The 14332-nt window shown below is 70.8% G+C and carries 10 protein-coding genes; 5 read left to right on the top strand and 5 right to left on the bottom strand.

Annotation, left to right across the window (positions count from 1 at the left end; genetic code table 11):
* Positions 1-284 precede the first annotated feature (284 nt).
* The 3 genes from HUT18_RS31600 (at position 285) to HUT18_RS31590 (ending at position 5955) form a co-directional block, all read left to right on the top strand.
* On the top strand, positions 285-2450 hold the full coding sequence (locus tag HUT18_RS31600) for an alpha-galactosidase (protein WP_254878893.1): 2166 nt from the start codon (positions 285-287) through the stop codon (positions 2448-2450).
* Between the two features lie 64 nt (positions 2451-2514).
* Entirely contained in the window at positions 2515-3504 is a 990-nt protein-coding gene (locus HUT18_RS31595) for a LuxR family transcriptional regulator (protein WP_176103921.1), read from the top strand.
* A gap of 138 nt (positions 3505-3642) precedes the next feature.
* Positions 3643-5955 carry a glycoside hydrolase family 95-like protein gene (locus tag HUT18_RS31590; RefSeq protein WP_176103920.1) on the top strand — a complete coding sequence of 771 codons (2313 nt, stop codon included), beginning with the start codon at positions 3643-3645 and terminating at the stop codon, positions 5953-5955.
* A gap of 169 nt (positions 5956-6124) precedes the next feature.
* Here the strand turns inward: HUT18_RS31590 and gdhA are convergent, their stop codons facing one another.
* Complete coding sequence (gene gdhA / locus HUT18_RS31585; protein WP_176103919.1) at positions 6125-7471, bottom strand: NADP-specific glutamate dehydrogenase; 1347 nt, start codon at positions 7469-7471, stop codon at positions 6125-6127.
* A gap of 270 nt (positions 7472-7741) precedes the next feature.
* On the bottom strand, positions 7742-8125 hold the full coding sequence (locus HUT18_RS31580) for an FAD-binding oxidoreductase (RefSeq protein WP_176103918.1): 384 nt from the start codon (positions 8123-8125) through the stop codon (positions 7742-7744).
* A gap of 211 nt (positions 8126-8336) precedes the next feature.
* On the opposite strand from HUT18_RS31580, the gene HUT18_RS31575 reads away from it, so the two are divergent.
* Positions 8337-9299 carry a hypothetical protein gene (locus HUT18_RS31575; RefSeq protein ID WP_176103917.1) on the top strand — a complete coding sequence of 321 codons (963 nt, stop codon included), beginning with the start codon at positions 8337-8339 and terminating at the stop codon, positions 9297-9299.
* Between the two features lie 302 nt (positions 9300-9601).
* A complete protein-coding gene (locus tag HUT18_RS31570) occupies positions 9602-10828 on the top strand; it encodes a metallophosphoesterase (protein WP_176103916.1) in 1227 nt (408 codons plus the stop codon).
* 57 nt (positions 10829-10885) lie between these two features.
* Here the strand turns inward: HUT18_RS31570 and HUT18_RS31565 are convergent, their stop codons facing one another.
* From HUT18_RS31565 to HUT18_RS31555, 3 genes are all read right to left on the bottom strand, one after another.
* A complete protein-coding gene (locus HUT18_RS31565; RefSeq protein ID WP_176103915.1) occupies positions 10886-11716 on the bottom strand; it encodes an ABC transporter ATP-binding protein in 831 nt (276 codons plus the stop codon).
* Entirely contained in the window at positions 11703-12779 is a 1077-nt protein-coding gene (locus HUT18_RS31560) for an ABC transporter substrate-binding protein (RefSeq protein ID WP_176103914.1), read from the bottom strand. The genes HUT18_RS31565 and HUT18_RS31560 overlap by 14 nt, the downstream gene beginning before the upstream one ends.
* 69 nt (positions 12780-12848) lie before the next feature.
* Positions 12849-13610 (bottom strand): ABC transporter permease, encoded by a 762-nt coding sequence (locus tag HUT18_RS31555; RefSeq protein WP_254879125.1) that lies wholly within the window; start codon positions 13608-13610, stop codon positions 12849-12851.
* Positions 13611-14332 lie beyond the last annotated feature (722 nt).

Genomic DNA, 14332 nt, shown 5'->3' with positions numbered 1-14332 from the left:
GCTGTCGACCGCTCATCCATCCCCACCACCACCTTCGACGCAATCAAACAGAAGTGAACACGTGGGGCATGCTGGTGCGACCGGATCCCGCCAGTCAAGGACTCTACATCAAGATCTTTTACGCCGGGCAGGCCTGCGAGTGTCGTGGATAAATCCCAGCTCACACGACTTTTTGTCCGATCTGCGCCATGGCTGAACCCTGCACCGAATTCCGGCGACCACATGAGACAGTGCCTGTTGATTTATGTTCGTTTTTGCTTGCTGTATCCCATCGAGGAGTTCATGTGTCCGAGTCCGTCGTGCCGCCGAGGCTGCATCTGCGCGCCTCCGGCTGCTCACTGCTGATCGAGTTCCCCGCCGAGCGGCTGCCGATGATCCGACACTGGGGCGCCGACCTCGGCACATTGGACGCCGCGGCGGCCGAGGACGTCTGCCGGGCCACCACCCGGCTCGGCAGTTGGTCGGGCGAACTGGACGCCGGGCCCACTTCGGTGCTGCCCGAACCATGGACCGGCTGGATGGGGCGCCCGGGTCTGATCGGCTCCCGCGACGGGCGTGACTGGTCCCCCGCGTTCACCGTGGACAGCGTCACCGTCGACGGCCGTCCGCTGTCCGGCTACGCGGAGACGGGTGCGGCCCGTGTGAGCATCGGCGCGGTCGACAGCGCCGCGCGACTGCGGCTGATCCTGACCGTCGAGATGCTCGGCTCGGGCCTGGTGCGGATGCGTGCCCGGCTCGTCAACGAGGGCGACCGGTTCGACCTCCAGGAGCTGACCCTCTATCTGCCGGTCCCCCACCAGGCGTCCGAACTCCTCGACTTCGCCGGACGCTGGGGCATGGAACGCCTCGCCCAGCGACGGGAGTTCGGGGTGGGCACGCATCTGCGCGAGAACCGCCGCGGGCGCAGCGGGCTCGACTCCGCGTACGTCCTGCACGCCACCGAGCCGGGCAGCGACTTCGGCCGCGGTGAGAGCTGGGCCGTCCATGTCGCCTGGAGCGGCAACCACCGTCATGTCGCCGAACACGACAGCACCGGCATCCGGCTGCTCGGCGGCGGCGAGTTGCTGCTGCCGGGCGAGATCGGTCTCGACACCGGGGACGAGTACGGGACCCCGTGGGTGTACGCGGCCTACGGCGACGGGCTCGACCGGGTCGCCCACCGGTTCCACGACTTCCTGCGGGCCCGCCCGCACCATGTCGGACCCGAGCGGCCGGTCACCCTGAACCTGTGGGAGGCCGTCTACTTCGACCACGATCCCGCCCGGCTGGTCGAACTGGCCCGCCTCGCCGCCGAAGTGGGAGTGGAACGCCTGGTCCTGGACGACGGCTGGTTCGGCGCCCGCCGCAACTCCCGGGCGGGCCTTGGCGACTGGGCCGTCGCCGAGGACGTCTGGCCGGACGGTCTGCACCCCTTGGTGGACGCGGTGCGCGAGCACGGGATGCAGTTCGGCCTGTGGGTGGAACCGGAGATGGTCAACCTCGACTCCGACCTGGCGCGCAACCACCCGGAGTGGATCATGGCGGCCAGGGAGCGACTGCCCGTCGAGCAGCGCCATCAGCACGTACTCAACCTGTCGATCCCCGAGTGCTACGAGGCGATCCTCACCCAGCTCAACGCGATCCTCGACGCGTACCCGATCGACTGTCTGAAGTGGGACCACAACCGCGACCACGTGGAGGCGGGCATCCGGCCGCGCGGCGGCGCCCCGGGGGAACACGAACAGACGCTGGCCGTCTACCGGTTGCTCGCCGAGTTGAAGCGCGCCCACCCCGGCCTGGAGATCGAGTCGTGCGCCGCGGGCGGCGGCCGTATCGATCTCGGCATTCTGGAGTTCACCGACCGGGTCTGGGTCTCCGACGTCAGCGATCCGCTGGAGCGGCAGCGCATGCTGCGCTGGACCGGCCAGCTCCTGCCTCCCGAGCTGATGGGCTCCCACATCGCCTCGCCGCGCTCGCACACCACCGGCCGTACCCACGACCTGTCCTTCCGCGCCGCGACCGCCCTCTTCGGCCACTTCGGCGTGGAGTGGGACCTCGGAGCGGCCACCGAGGAGGAGCGCGCCGAACTCGCCCGGTGGATCGCCCTGTACAAGACCCACCGACGGCTGCTCACCACCGGGCGGGTATGGCGAGGACCCGACCCCTGTGCCGGTGTGTGGACCCACGGGGTCGTCGCCGAGGACGGTTCTCAGGCGCTGTACGAGATCGCCTCGCTCGCCTGGATCGAGCAGGCGGCGCCCCCGCACGCCCGGCTCACCGGCCTCGACCCGGACCGCCACTACCTGGTGCGCCCGCTGTACGTCGACACGCCCCCGGCCGGTCTGCGGCCTCCCGCCTGGTGGCGGGACGAGGGCGTACGCATACCGGGAGCCGCCCTGACCCGGATCGGACTCCAGGTGCCGGTGACGCACCCCGAGCAGTCCGTACTGGTTCATGTCACCGCTCTCTGACGTTCCCGGCCCGCGGGCGTCGTCGCCGCTGTCCGGCGGCGCCCGCTCGCTATCCTTCGGCGCCATGGCAGATGCGAAGATCTCCGAGGCGCTGCGCACCCTGGGCGTCGGTGCCGACGCGGCGCGCCTGTATGCGGCACTGCTCGCGCACGCACCCATGGCGCTGGGCGAGGTCGGGGCGCGGGCCGGGCTCCTGGGGGAACAACTGACGGCCGCCTACGACGAGTTGGTCGAGAAGGGGTTCGCCGGCAGCCCGGTGGGCGAGGAGGAGACCGTCGCCCCCACCTCGCCGGACACGGGCGTGCAGATCCTCACCCGGCACCGTACGGCCGAGATCGACGAGTCGGGCATCGCCGTCGCGGGTGCCTTCGCCGCCTTCAGGCGAGAGCGTCTCGCGGAGGCCGGGAACGAACTGGTCGAGGTGGTCACGGGAGACGACGTGGGCCTACGCAGCCGCCAGGTCTGGCGCAGCGCCCGCCGGGAGATCCGGCAGTTCGACACCCCGCCGTACTTTCCCTATCCGCACTCCGAGGGCACTCAGGAGGCGCTGGAGACACTCGGCCGCGGTGTCGTCCATCGCGTCGTCTACTCGCGCGCCTCTCTGGAGGCCCCCGGCAATCTGGCCGCCAACATCGAACCGGTGATCGCCGCCGGGGAACAGGCCCGCAGCGTCGCGGAACTCCCGGTGAAGCTGATGATCGTGGACGGCTCCCTCGCCATGGTCTCGCTGACGTTCAAGGACACCGAGGCCCACCGCACCGCGTTGATCGTGCGTCCGTGCGGCCTGTTCTCGGCGCTGGTCGCCCTGTTCGAGCAGACCTGGGAGAACGCTCTGCCTCTCCAGGAAGCCGCCGCGACGACGCAACGGCTCATCCCCGCCGACCGCCGTCTGCTGTCCCTGCTCGCGAACGGGGTCGCCGACGACGACATCGCCCGCGAACTCGGCATCAGCCGCCGTACCCTCTTCCGCCGGATGGAGGTCCTGATGGCACGGCTGGGCAGCCGGACCCGCTTCCAGATGGCCCTTCACGCACGGCAGCGGGGCTGGCTCTGACTCTCCGCGGCAACCTCAACGACTCCTCTTTCATCGGATCTCTACCGATGCATTGACGCCATCCAGGGGCCGACTCTACGTTTCAGGTCTTGATTGACCCGATGATGCGCGCACCATCAGGCCCGAGGAGTCGACATCGTGTCCCACCCGTCCAGAAGATCCGTACTCGCCGCGGGATCCGTGGTGGGCGCGACGGCGCTCGTGAGCGGTGCGCCGTCGCCCGCCGGCGCGGCCGCGGCGGATGCCGCCGCCGAAGCCTCCGCCGCCCTCGTTGCCCCGCCGGACGCCTGGCGCACCGTCCTCGACGACGCGGACCTCGTCTGGCAGAAGATGCCGAAGAGCTGGGACGAGGGTCCCTTCCTCGGCAACGGCTTCCTCGGCACCGGGGTGTACGCCGAGCCGGGCGCCGAGACCACGGCGGTCCGGTTCACCGTCCAGCACTCCGAAGTGCAGGACCACCGCCCCGAGTTCGGCACCCTGTTCGGCCTGGGGCGACTCCCGGTGGGCCACTTCACGCTCGAACCGGTCGGCACGATCACCGCTCTCGACTGGCGCCTTCGACTGCACGACGCCGAACTGACCGGCACCCTCACCACCACCGCGGGGACCCTGCACCTGCGCGCGCAGATCGTCGGCAAGAGCGGTGTGCTGTGCGTCGAGATCCGGCCGAGCGAAGGGGAACGCGACTTCCGCTGGACCTTCCACCCGGCCGAATCCATCAGCCCCCGCGCGAAGTTCAACCCGCGCCCGGCGGGCTACGAGGGCAACCCCCCGGCACAGGCCGAGAAGAGCGGCGGCATCGACGCCGCCGTCCAGCCCCTGCACGCGGGCGGGCAGTACGTGACCGCCTGGCACGAGACCTCCCGGAACGACACCCGCACCCTCTACGCCACCGTCGCGCACTCCTTCCCCCAAACCACCGCCCGCGACACCGCCCTCGCGACGGTCCGCGACTTCTCGGCGCGGACGTACGACCAGCTCGCGCGGGGCCACCGGGACTGGTGGCACACGTACTACCGCAAGAGCTTCCTCTCCTTCCCCGACACCCGGCTCCAGCGCTTCTACTGGATTCAGCTCTACAAGCTCGGCTGTGCCGCCCGTCGCGACGCCCCCGTGATGGCCACCTGCGGCCCGTGGCTGGAACCGACGCCCTGGCCCGCGACCTGGTGGAACCTCAATGTGCAGCTCGAGTACTGGCTGATCCACGGCGCGAACCACCTGGAACTCGACGCCGTGACACGCTCCCTCGGCGAATTCCGCGACACCATGGCCCGGCAGATGCCCGAGCGCTACCGGGCCGACTCGCTCGCCCTTCCCCGCACCACCGACGCGAAGATGGCGGCCGGGGACGCCATCGGCATCCCGGGCCAGAGCACTCCCACGCCCGAAATCGGCAATCTGGTCTGGGCGTTGCACAACGTCTGGCTGTCCTACCGGCACACCATGGACCGGCAGATCCTGCGCGACGTCCTGCACCCGCTGCTGCGCAAGGCCGTCAACTACTACCTCCACTTCCTGGAGGCCGGGCCCGACGGCAAGCTGCACCTGCCCGCCACGTACTCGCCCGAGTACGGCGGCGTCACCCGTGACTGCAACTACGACCTGATGCTCCTGACCTGGGGCTGCCGCACGCTCCTCGACACGGTTCGGATCCTGGGCATCGAGGACGAGGCGACACCGCGCTGGCGCGAGGTCCTCGCCAAGCGCGCCGCCTATCCCACCGACGAGAACGGGTTCATGATCGGCGCGGACATCCCGTTCGCGAAGTCCCACCGCCACTACTCGCATCTCCTGGCGGTCTACCCGCTCTACGAGATCACCGGACGCACCGACGCCGAGCGGACGCTGATCGACACCTCACTGGCGCACTGGCTCAGCTTCACCGGCGCGCTCCAGGGCTATACGTACACCGGTGCCGCTTCGATCTCGGCGCTGCGGGCCCGCGGCGAGGACGCGCACAAGTACCTCGGCGACCTGCTGGCGAAGTACATCAGGCCCAACACGATGTACCGGGAGTCGGGTCCGGTCATCGAGACGCCGCTCTCGGCGGCGCAGAGCATCCACGACATGATCTGCCAGTCCTGGGCCGGGACGCTGCACCTCTTCCCGGCCGTGCCGGACGCCTGGGGCGACATCAGCGTCCACAACTTCCGTACCCAGGGCGCCTTCCTCGTGAGCGCCGCCCGCGAGAAGGGCGTCACCCGGTGGATCCGCATACGCAGTGAGGCCGGGGAGCCGTGCGTCGTACGGCACGGCATCGCGGGCGAGGTCGACGTGCGCGACGAGGCGGGGCGACCGCTCCGCTACGAGGTGACGGGCGAGGGCACCCTCACGATCACCCTGGCCAAGGGGGGCGTCGCCGTCATCACGGCCCGGGGAGACCGCCCCGAGCTGACGGTCGGGCCGGTCGAGCCGCAGGCCGGTGCCGCGCGCTGGGGGCTGCCCGGCTGACCGTCGGCGGGCTCGGGGCTCCGGCTCCGGCTCCGGCTCCGGCTCCGGCTCCGGCTCCGGCGTCCAACTCGGCGTGTGGGCAAGGGAGTTGCAGGACCGCCCGGGGCACAGCGGTGCCCCGGGCGGCAGTACTCCTCGTACGCGGGGCGAGGACGCCGCGCGGCAGGTATCAGATGACGCCCTGGGCCGTCATGGCGTCGGCCACCCGCAGGAAGCCCGCGACGTTGGCGCCGAGGACGTAGTCGTCCGCGTTGCCGCCGTACGCCTCGGCGGTGGTGCGGCACTGGGTGTGCACGCCGCGCATGACCGCCGCGAGCCGGGACTCGGTCTCCTCGAAGGACCAGCTGTCGCGGGAGGCGTTCTGCTGCATCTCCAGCGCCGAGGTGGCCACGCCGCCCGCGTTGGCCGCCTTGCCGGGGCCGAAGAGCACTCCGGCCTCGCGGAAGACCTCCACCGCCTCGGGGGTGCAGGGCATGTTCGCGCCCTCGGCGATCGCGAGGACACCGTTCTTGACGAGGGCCACGGCGTCCTCGCGGCCCAGCTCGTTCTGGGTCGCGCTGGGCAGGGCGACCTCGCACGGTACGTCGTAGACCGTGCCGCGGGCCGAGAAGCGTGCGGTCGGCTTGGCCTCCGCGTAGGCGGAGATCCGGGCGCGGCGAACTTCCTTGATGTCCTTGAGGAGTTCGAGGTCGATGCCGTCCTCGTCGACGAGGTACCCGGAGGAGTCGCTGCAGGCCACCACGCGGCCACCGAGGGCGTGCACCTTCTCGGCGGCGTACACGGCCACGTTCCCGGAACCGGAGACCACCACCCGGCGGCCTTCGAAGCCGTAGCCGCGCGTGGTGAGCATCTCCTGGGCGAAGTAGACCGCACCGTAGCCGGTGGCCTCGGTGCGGGCGTGCGAACCGCCCCAGCCCACCGGCTTCCCGGTCAGGACACCCGACTCGTAGCGGTTGGTGATCCGCTTGTACTGCCCGAAGAGGTAGCCGATCTCCCGTCCGCCCACACCGATGTCACCGGCGGGTACGTCGGTGTGCTCGCCCAGGTGGCGGTGGAGCTCGGTCATGAAGGACTGGCAGAACCGCATGACCTCGCCGTCCGAGCGGCCCTTGGGGTCGAAGTCCGAGCCGCCCTTGCCGCCGCCGATCGCCATGCCGGTCAGCGCGTTCTTGAAGATCTGCTCGAAGCCGAGGAACTTCACGATGCCGAGGTTGACGCTCGGGTGGAACCGCAGGCCTCCCTTGTACGGGCCCAGGGCACTGTTGAACTCCACCCGGAAGCCCCGGTTGACGCGCACCTTGCCCTGGTCGTCGACCCAGGGCACCCGGAACATGAGCTGCCGCTCCGGCTCGCAGAGCCGTTCCAGGATGCCGGTCTCGGCGTACTCGGGGTGCCGTTCGAGCGCGGGCGTGAGGGAGTCCAGCACCTCGGTCGCGGCCTGGTGGAACTCCGCCTCCCCGGGGTTGCGGCGGCAGACTTCCGTGTGGACTGCCTCGATGTGTGCCCTGACGTTCATCGCGGTCTCTCGCCTTTCTGTCCTGAGAAAGTTCGTAGGGGTGCCGCGCCGGAGCGCGGCCCCCTGTCGGGGACCGTCCCGGTACGGCACTTCCCGCACCGCCCTGTTGGGCGACGGCGGGCGTCACGCATGAAGAAAGCACCTTCCCCGCTGCGGCGACAGCGGCTCCGGATGGTCCCACGACGTGTGCGTCATGATCCACGGCGATGTCGCCACACCGAGGTGAACGCTCGACAGCCACCGCCCTCAAAGGGGCGCGGGGGCAGCACATCAGAGCGGACGTCCCTCGCGCCAACCCGCACTCGAACCGAAACGATCCGACAGCCGGTCGACCGCCCGGATGGCCCTCAGCGCCGGGGCGTTGCACACCGGCGACGGCGCGAACCGGGGCCGCTCGCGCCCTACGGACCCGAGGGCGGCGCGGAACCGGTCCCCGGCGAGCCGGTCGGCGAGCAAAGTGCCCAGGTAGGGCGCCTGGGCGAGGCCGTGTCCGTTGCGGCCGACGGCGTGGAAGACCTTCCCGGTGGCCTCTCCGGCGACCGGCAGCCAGGAGGCTGTGGGCGCGATCCTGCCGCCCCACGCCCGTTCAAGTGCGACATCGTGCGGCGAGGGGGAAACGCTCGTGGAAAGCCGCGCGCGAGGCGCACACGTCAAGGTGCTCTCACGCGAGAGGCAGCGCACCGTGACGGCCAACGCAGGTGCTGATCAGTGCGCACTCCCGCCGTTGTGTTCGCCTGTTCGCCTGTTCGCCAAGTACAGGACGCCGTACGGGAGTTGGAGCCGAGGCCCTATCACCGGGCGCCGCCCCTGGCGTTTGCTTGCCAACGGGAAGCCCCGCACCGGTCAACAGCCAGGAGCCACAGCCGTGATCTCGATCCCTGCCCCTCTCGTACGTGGGCTCGCCGCCTCGGTGACCGCCGTGGCGGTCGCGACGGCCACCGCGATCCTCGGCCCGGCCACCGCCGTGGCGAGCCCGGCCAGGGCCGCCGCGCCCGTGACGGACACCTGCCCGGGCGCGAAGCCCGAGGTGACGGTGTTCAAGGAGGGCGGGGTGCCGGTCCTCGACTGGCGGGAGAACCTGGAGTTCGACGGCCGGGGGACGCTGTGGGTCTCGCACGCGGCGCGCGGGGTGGAGGGGTACCGGCCCGACGGCACCCGGTACGCCGCCGTCGACGTTCCGTCCCCGGCCGGTATCCGGCGCGGTCCGGACGGCGCGATGTACGTGAACTACGGCCAGATCCCGGTGCCGAACGGCTCGGGCATCATGCGGTTCGACCCGCGCCACCCCGAGCGCGCGCCCGAGAAGGTGGTCGACGGGCTGCTCGGCATCAACGGCCTGGCCATCGACGGGGCCGGAAACTTCTACCTGGGCCGGGAGTTCGCGCCGACCGTCCTGAAGCTGCGGCCGGACGGTTCGCGGGACGAGCGGTGGACGGCCGCCGCCGATGTCTTCGGTACGAACGGGCTCGCGGTCGCGGACGGCACGCTGTACACGACGTCCACGGTCCATCCCCGGTCACCGGTCGAGGCGGTGCCTCTCGACGACCCGGGCGCCCACCGGCGGCTCGCGGACCTCAGCGGCTCCCCGCTCGACTTCAAGGGCCTCGACGATCTGACCGTGGTCGGTGACCATCTCTACGCGGTCGCCTTCGTAACCGGCCAGATCATCCGCGTCGACCGCGGGACCGGTGCCGCCTGTGTCGTAGTGGCGGGACTGCACGGTCCGACAAGTGCCCGCGCCCCGCTCGGCTTCGGCAGCCACGACCCGCAGCGGGAACTCTTCGTCACCGAGGCGTCGGGGCGCATTCTGCGCGTCCGCATGCCGTGACGGGCACGAGGGCGAGACGGCCGGAAGCACCGACACTCGGCTGAGTCGGTGACCGGGCAGCCCACGACCGGGAGTGATCAGGGCGAACTCGCACAATCCCGACGCTCGTCCATGCGAGAACCAGGCCCAGGTCTCGCCGCCAGAACATGAATAGTGTTCACTTATTCCGGACTCGCCGGTGCCGCCGCACCCCGTGCCGCGAACCCGGTTCGCCTCCGCGACCCCCGACCCCCCTCCCTTCTCCCCAACTCCGTTACCCACCAACGGACTTCGGACTCCGCAGAGAAAGACGCACGGGTGCCATGTGTGACGAGCTGATACCACCGAGCGCAGACCTGACCGAACAGCAGTGGCAGAACACCGGGGAGGCTGCCGGGCGGCCCGCGCCCCGTCGGGTCGGGCGGCGCTCGCTCCTCGGTGGGGCCGTGGCCGGGGCCGCCGCCCTGACGCTGCTTCCGCACGCCGCACAGGCGGCCACGCCCCCTGCGGGGGCGGCCCTCGCGCGTACCGGCTCGGCTGGGAAGTTCCCGCTGCCCAGCGGCCCCAACTCGGCCGGGGAGTTCGCGGTTCTGGTGACGGGCGACGCCGGTACGGGAGCCGAGGAGCAGTACGCCGTGGCCGCTGCCGCGAAGGAGATCTGCCGGGAACAGGAGATCGGTCTCGCGCTCGGTCTTGGCGACAACATCTACGAGAACGGGCCCGAGTCCGACGACGACTCCGAGTTCGGCGAGAAGTTCGAGACGCCCAACACCGGCATCGACATCCCGTGGCTGATGGTGCTCGGCAACCACGACTGCTCCGGCCTCATCCCCGGCAGCGGCGGCGACCCGTCCCGCGGCGACCGCGAGGTGGCCTACGCCAGGACCTCACCGCGCTGGTACATGCCCAGCCGCTACTACAACGTGGCCCTGGGACCCGAGGAGTCGCCGCTGGTGGAGTTCTTCGCCCTCGACTCCAACCCGGTCGCCTCCTACGTCATGCAGCTCGACCCGTACTACCAGTGGGACGGGCAGTACATGCGCGAGCAGCGGGAGTGGCTGGACGCGAGCCTGTCACGGTCCCGGGCGCGCTGGAAGATCGTGCTGAGCCACCACCCGTACCTGAACAACGGAAAGCACGGCAGCGCCGGTTCGTACGACGGGTTCACGATCGGCCACTACACCAGCGGGGTGCACCTCAAGGAGCTGTACGAGGAGGTGGTCTGCGGCCGGGCCGACATGATCATGTCCGGGCACGACCACACCCTGCAGATCCTGGAGCCCACCGTCCGCACCAGCGGCACCCGGCCCATCGTGTGCGGCGCGGCCGCCAAGTCCGGTGACGGCAAAGCCCACTTCGGCCACCCCGCCGCCTGGCAGAACTTCAGCGACCGGGGCTTCATGGTGCTCAAGGTCACCGGCGCCGCGATGACGCTGGAGGCGTACACCGTCGATCTGGCAACGCGGAAGGCCCGGTTGGCGCACCGCATCCGTACCACCGCACCGGTGGGCGGCACGGCGGTGCAGGGGGCGCCGGTGGCCGCGTCGTAGGGGACGCGGCCACCCGCCGCTCGGGCCCGAGCACTCCACGACTCGGGCCCGAGCAGATCACGCCCCCGCGGCCGCCTTCACCGCATGGGCGACCCGCGCGCGCAGTTCAGCGAACTCGGCGGACTCGCGCAGCTCGTCGCCGTCGACCTCGCCGCGGGGCAGCGGGACCGGCAGGTCCAGGGCGACGGTGCCGGGTCCCTTGGTAAGCACCACGATGCGGGTACCGAGGAACACCGCCTCCTCCGCCGAGTGGGTCACGAACACGGTGGTCCGCCCGGTCTGCGCGGTCACCCGGCGCACGTCCTCCTGAAGTCGTTCGCGGGTCAGTGCGTCCAGGGCCGCGAACGGCTCGTCGAGCAGGAGCAGCGGGTTCTCGGCGGCCAGCGCACGGGCGATCGCGACACGCTGCCGCTGGCCGCCCGAGATCTCCCAGGTGCGCCGGTCCTCGGTGCCTTCCAGGCCGACCCGGGCCAGCAACTCGGCCCGGCGCACGGGCCATTGGGCACGGTCGACGCCCGCGTACCGCAGGGCCAGATCGATGTTGCCCCGCACCGTGCGCCACGGGAAGAGCCGCGGCGTCTGGAACACCACCCCGGCCGTCGCACCGGGGCGCGGCTCACCGCCGGACACCCGCACGGCGCCCTGGGTGGGCTGCTCGAACCCGGCGATCAGCCGCAGCAACGTGCTCTTCCCGCAGCCCGAGGCCCCCACGAGGACGAGGAACTCACCGGCGGGCACGGTCAGGTCGACCGGCCCGACCGCGGTCACCGTCCGGCTGCCGCGCCCGTACCGGTGCAGCACGTGGTCGAGCCGGACCGATCCGGTCTGGTCGGTCGCTGCCACGGCGCGCTCCCCAACCTCCTTGCCACCGACGTCACTTGAGGCCATCGGGCAGCCCCTTGAGGTACAGCGCCTTGCGGATGTCCGCCTCGGAGGGCGCGCTCGGTATCTGCTTCTGGTCCGCGAGGAAGTCGCCGGTACGGGTGAGGTAGGTGACCAGCTTGCCCGGCTTGCCGTCGGTGCCCAGCCAGTCGGCGGAGGCGACCTCCTCCGGGGTGAGGAAGACTCCCTGCGCGAGCTGCGCCCCGGCCGCCCGCTCGCTGATGCCGAGTTCGGCCGCGATGCTCTTGACGGAGCCCGCGCGGTCGGACTTGATCCTGCGCAGCGCGTCGGCCTCCGCCTTGCGCCAGGTGTCGACCACGTCCGGATGCTCGGTCACCAGCTCGTCCGAGACCACCGCGAGGTCCAGGGTCGGCTTGCCCGAGGCGCCGATCTCCTTGCTGCTGATGAGCTGGGTACCGGACGTGCGCAGCTCGTCCAGGGTCGGCAGCCAGACGTACGCGGCGTCGATGTCGCCCCGCTGCCAGGCGGCGAGGATCGCCTGCGGCTGCAGATCGACGAGCTTGACGTCGGACGCCTTCAGCCCCGCCTCGTCCAGCGCCGCGAGCAGGCTGTAGTGCGAGGTGGACGCGAACGGCGTGGCGATCGTCCTGCCCTTGAGGCCCGCGACCTCGGAGATGCCGGTGGACCTACGGGCCACCAGTGCCTCGTTCTCACCGGCCACATCGAGCACGAAGGCGACCTTGTACGGGATCGGCGAAGGCCCGGCGAGCCCACGTACGAACGGGCTGGAGCCGAGCGCCGCGATGTCCAGGGACTTGCCCAGGAAGGCCTGGTTGACGGCGGCCCCGGAGTCGAACTTGATCCAGTCGATCCGGTGCTTCGGCAGCGCCTTGGCCAGCAGCTTCTGCCGCTTCAGGAGCAGGTCCCCGCTGGGGAAGGCGAAGTAGCCGATACGCAGCCGCTTGTCACCGCCGGACGACCCCTGAGTGTCCGAGGTGCATCCCGCGAGGGCCGCCGAGGCCGCGGCGAGCGCACCGGCGAGCACCGTACGACGGGCGGGCCCGCGGGCCGCCGAGCCGACCGGGAGTCTGGGGATCGTGGGAGACATGGTGGAACCGTTTCTGTTGGGGGTGGTTGAGTGCGACGACGGCGGGGTGAGGCCTCGAAATCCGGTCGACTACGTGTGGCCGCGCCAGGGGACGACGGCGCGTTCGAGCCGTAGCAACAAGCCATCGATGAGCAGGCCGGAGACTCCGATGGCGATGATGCCGACGAGCACGACCGGGGTGTTGTTGTAGTTGGCGGCGTCCTTGACCATGCCGCCGATGCCGGGCAGTCCGTTGACCAACTCGGCGGCGACCAGGGAGGAATAGGCCACCCCGACGGCCAGCCGTACGCCGGTGAAGGTCTCGGGCAGCGCGGACGGCACGACGACGTCCCTGACCACGTCCCAGCGCGAGGCGCCCAGCGCCTTGGCCGCCTCGATGAGGCTCTTCGGTACGGCGGCGACGGCCGTCGTGGTGGAGACGGCCACCGGCGGGAAGGCGGCCACGGCCAAGAGCGTGATCTTCGGCTCCTCGTTGATGCCCAGCCAGATGATCAGCAGCGAGAAGTACGCCAGCGGCGGCAGTGTCCGCAGGAAGGTGATCCAGGGCTCGAACAGCGACCGCACCCAGCCGACCGTGCCCATGACCAGGCCGAGCAGCACACCGACAACGATCCCCGCACCGGCCCCGAGCGCGATGCGCCGCAGGCTGATGCCCAAGTGCTCGACGAGATACGTGCCGTTGTAGCCCTTCACGCCGTCGTGCGTGCTGGACACCTCGATGAAGGCGTCCCACACCCGGACCGGCGGCGGCACCAGGGTCTCGCTCCAGGCGCCGCTGGCCGCGAGAAGTTGCCAGCACACGAGGAACAGCAGGAGCGAGCCGAGCGGCAGAGCGGCGCGTCGTACGCGCGCCCAGCCGTCCCCGGCCCGCGCACGACGCGCGGCCGGCGGCGAACCGGGCACCTCGGCGGGAGGAGCCTTCGAGAGCTGTGGGGTGACGGACACGGGGCGGCCTCCAAAGGGCGCCGGAGGATGAGCAGTTGACTTCGGCCCGGGACGGACGGAGCCGACAGGCCGGGAGGCCAGAGATGCCGAGCGGAGGGGTGCCGAGACGGGGCCGAGACGCTTTACGCTGCCGAGCCCGCGAGGGGCGGACCTGAACAGGCGGCTCATGAGCACACCGGAACGCCGAGAACCGCACGTCGAAAACCGCACGCCGAAAGCGAAAACCGTCGATGCTTACGCGGACGAACGCGTCCGGATGAGGCTTCTCGGGAGGTGTTCGGAGCGCGCGATCAGTACCCGATCAGCACCCGCTCGGCGACGGCGGCGCGGGCAGGCGCAACGCGCCGTGCCGGGACCGCCGTCAGGGGATCAACAACAACACGCAGCCGGGCGGCGGCACAGGTCGATGACCAGGCGTCGCACCAAGGGCTCGTGATTCATGGGGCCCAGTTCTACCTCAGCCGGGGCGGGGCACCAAGAGATGTCCGGATTCTGGACCTCCGGCGGCCGAAAACCGTCGTAGCGGAAACCGGAGGGAAGGGGCTCCGCACCGGAGCACAACGGCGGGGCCCCTCCACCGAGTTCGGTGAAGGGGCCCCGCCGTCATC

Origin of the sequence: Streptomyces sp. NA04227, from assembly GCF_013364195.1 — a bacterium.
In the GTDB taxonomy this organism is placed as follows: domain Bacteria; phylum Actinomycetota; class Actinomycetes; order Streptomycetales; family Streptomycetaceae; genus Streptomyces.
This window is presented reverse-complemented; position numbering and strand designations above follow the sequence as displayed.

Coding starts and splice junctions, on each gene's coding strand:
- HUT18_RS31595 (WP_176103921.1), top strand. CDS start 2,515: ATGGCAGATGCGAAGATCTCCGAGGCGCTGCGCACCCTGGGCGTCGGT.
- gdhA (WP_176103919.1), bottom strand. CDS start 7,471: ATGAACGTCAGGGCACACATCGAGGCAGTCCACACGGAAGTCTGCCGC.
- HUT18_RS31570 (WP_176103916.1), top strand. CDS start 9,602: ATGTGTGACGAGCTGATACCACCGAGCGCAGACCTGACCGAACAGCAG.
- HUT18_RS31565 (WP_176103915.1), bottom strand. CDS start 11,716: ATGGCCTCAAGTGACGTCGGTGGCAAGGAGGTTGGGGAGCGCGCCGTG.
- HUT18_RS31560 (WP_176103914.1), bottom strand. CDS start 12,779: ATGTCTCCCACGATCCCCAGACTCCCGGTCGGCTCGGCGGCCCGCGGG.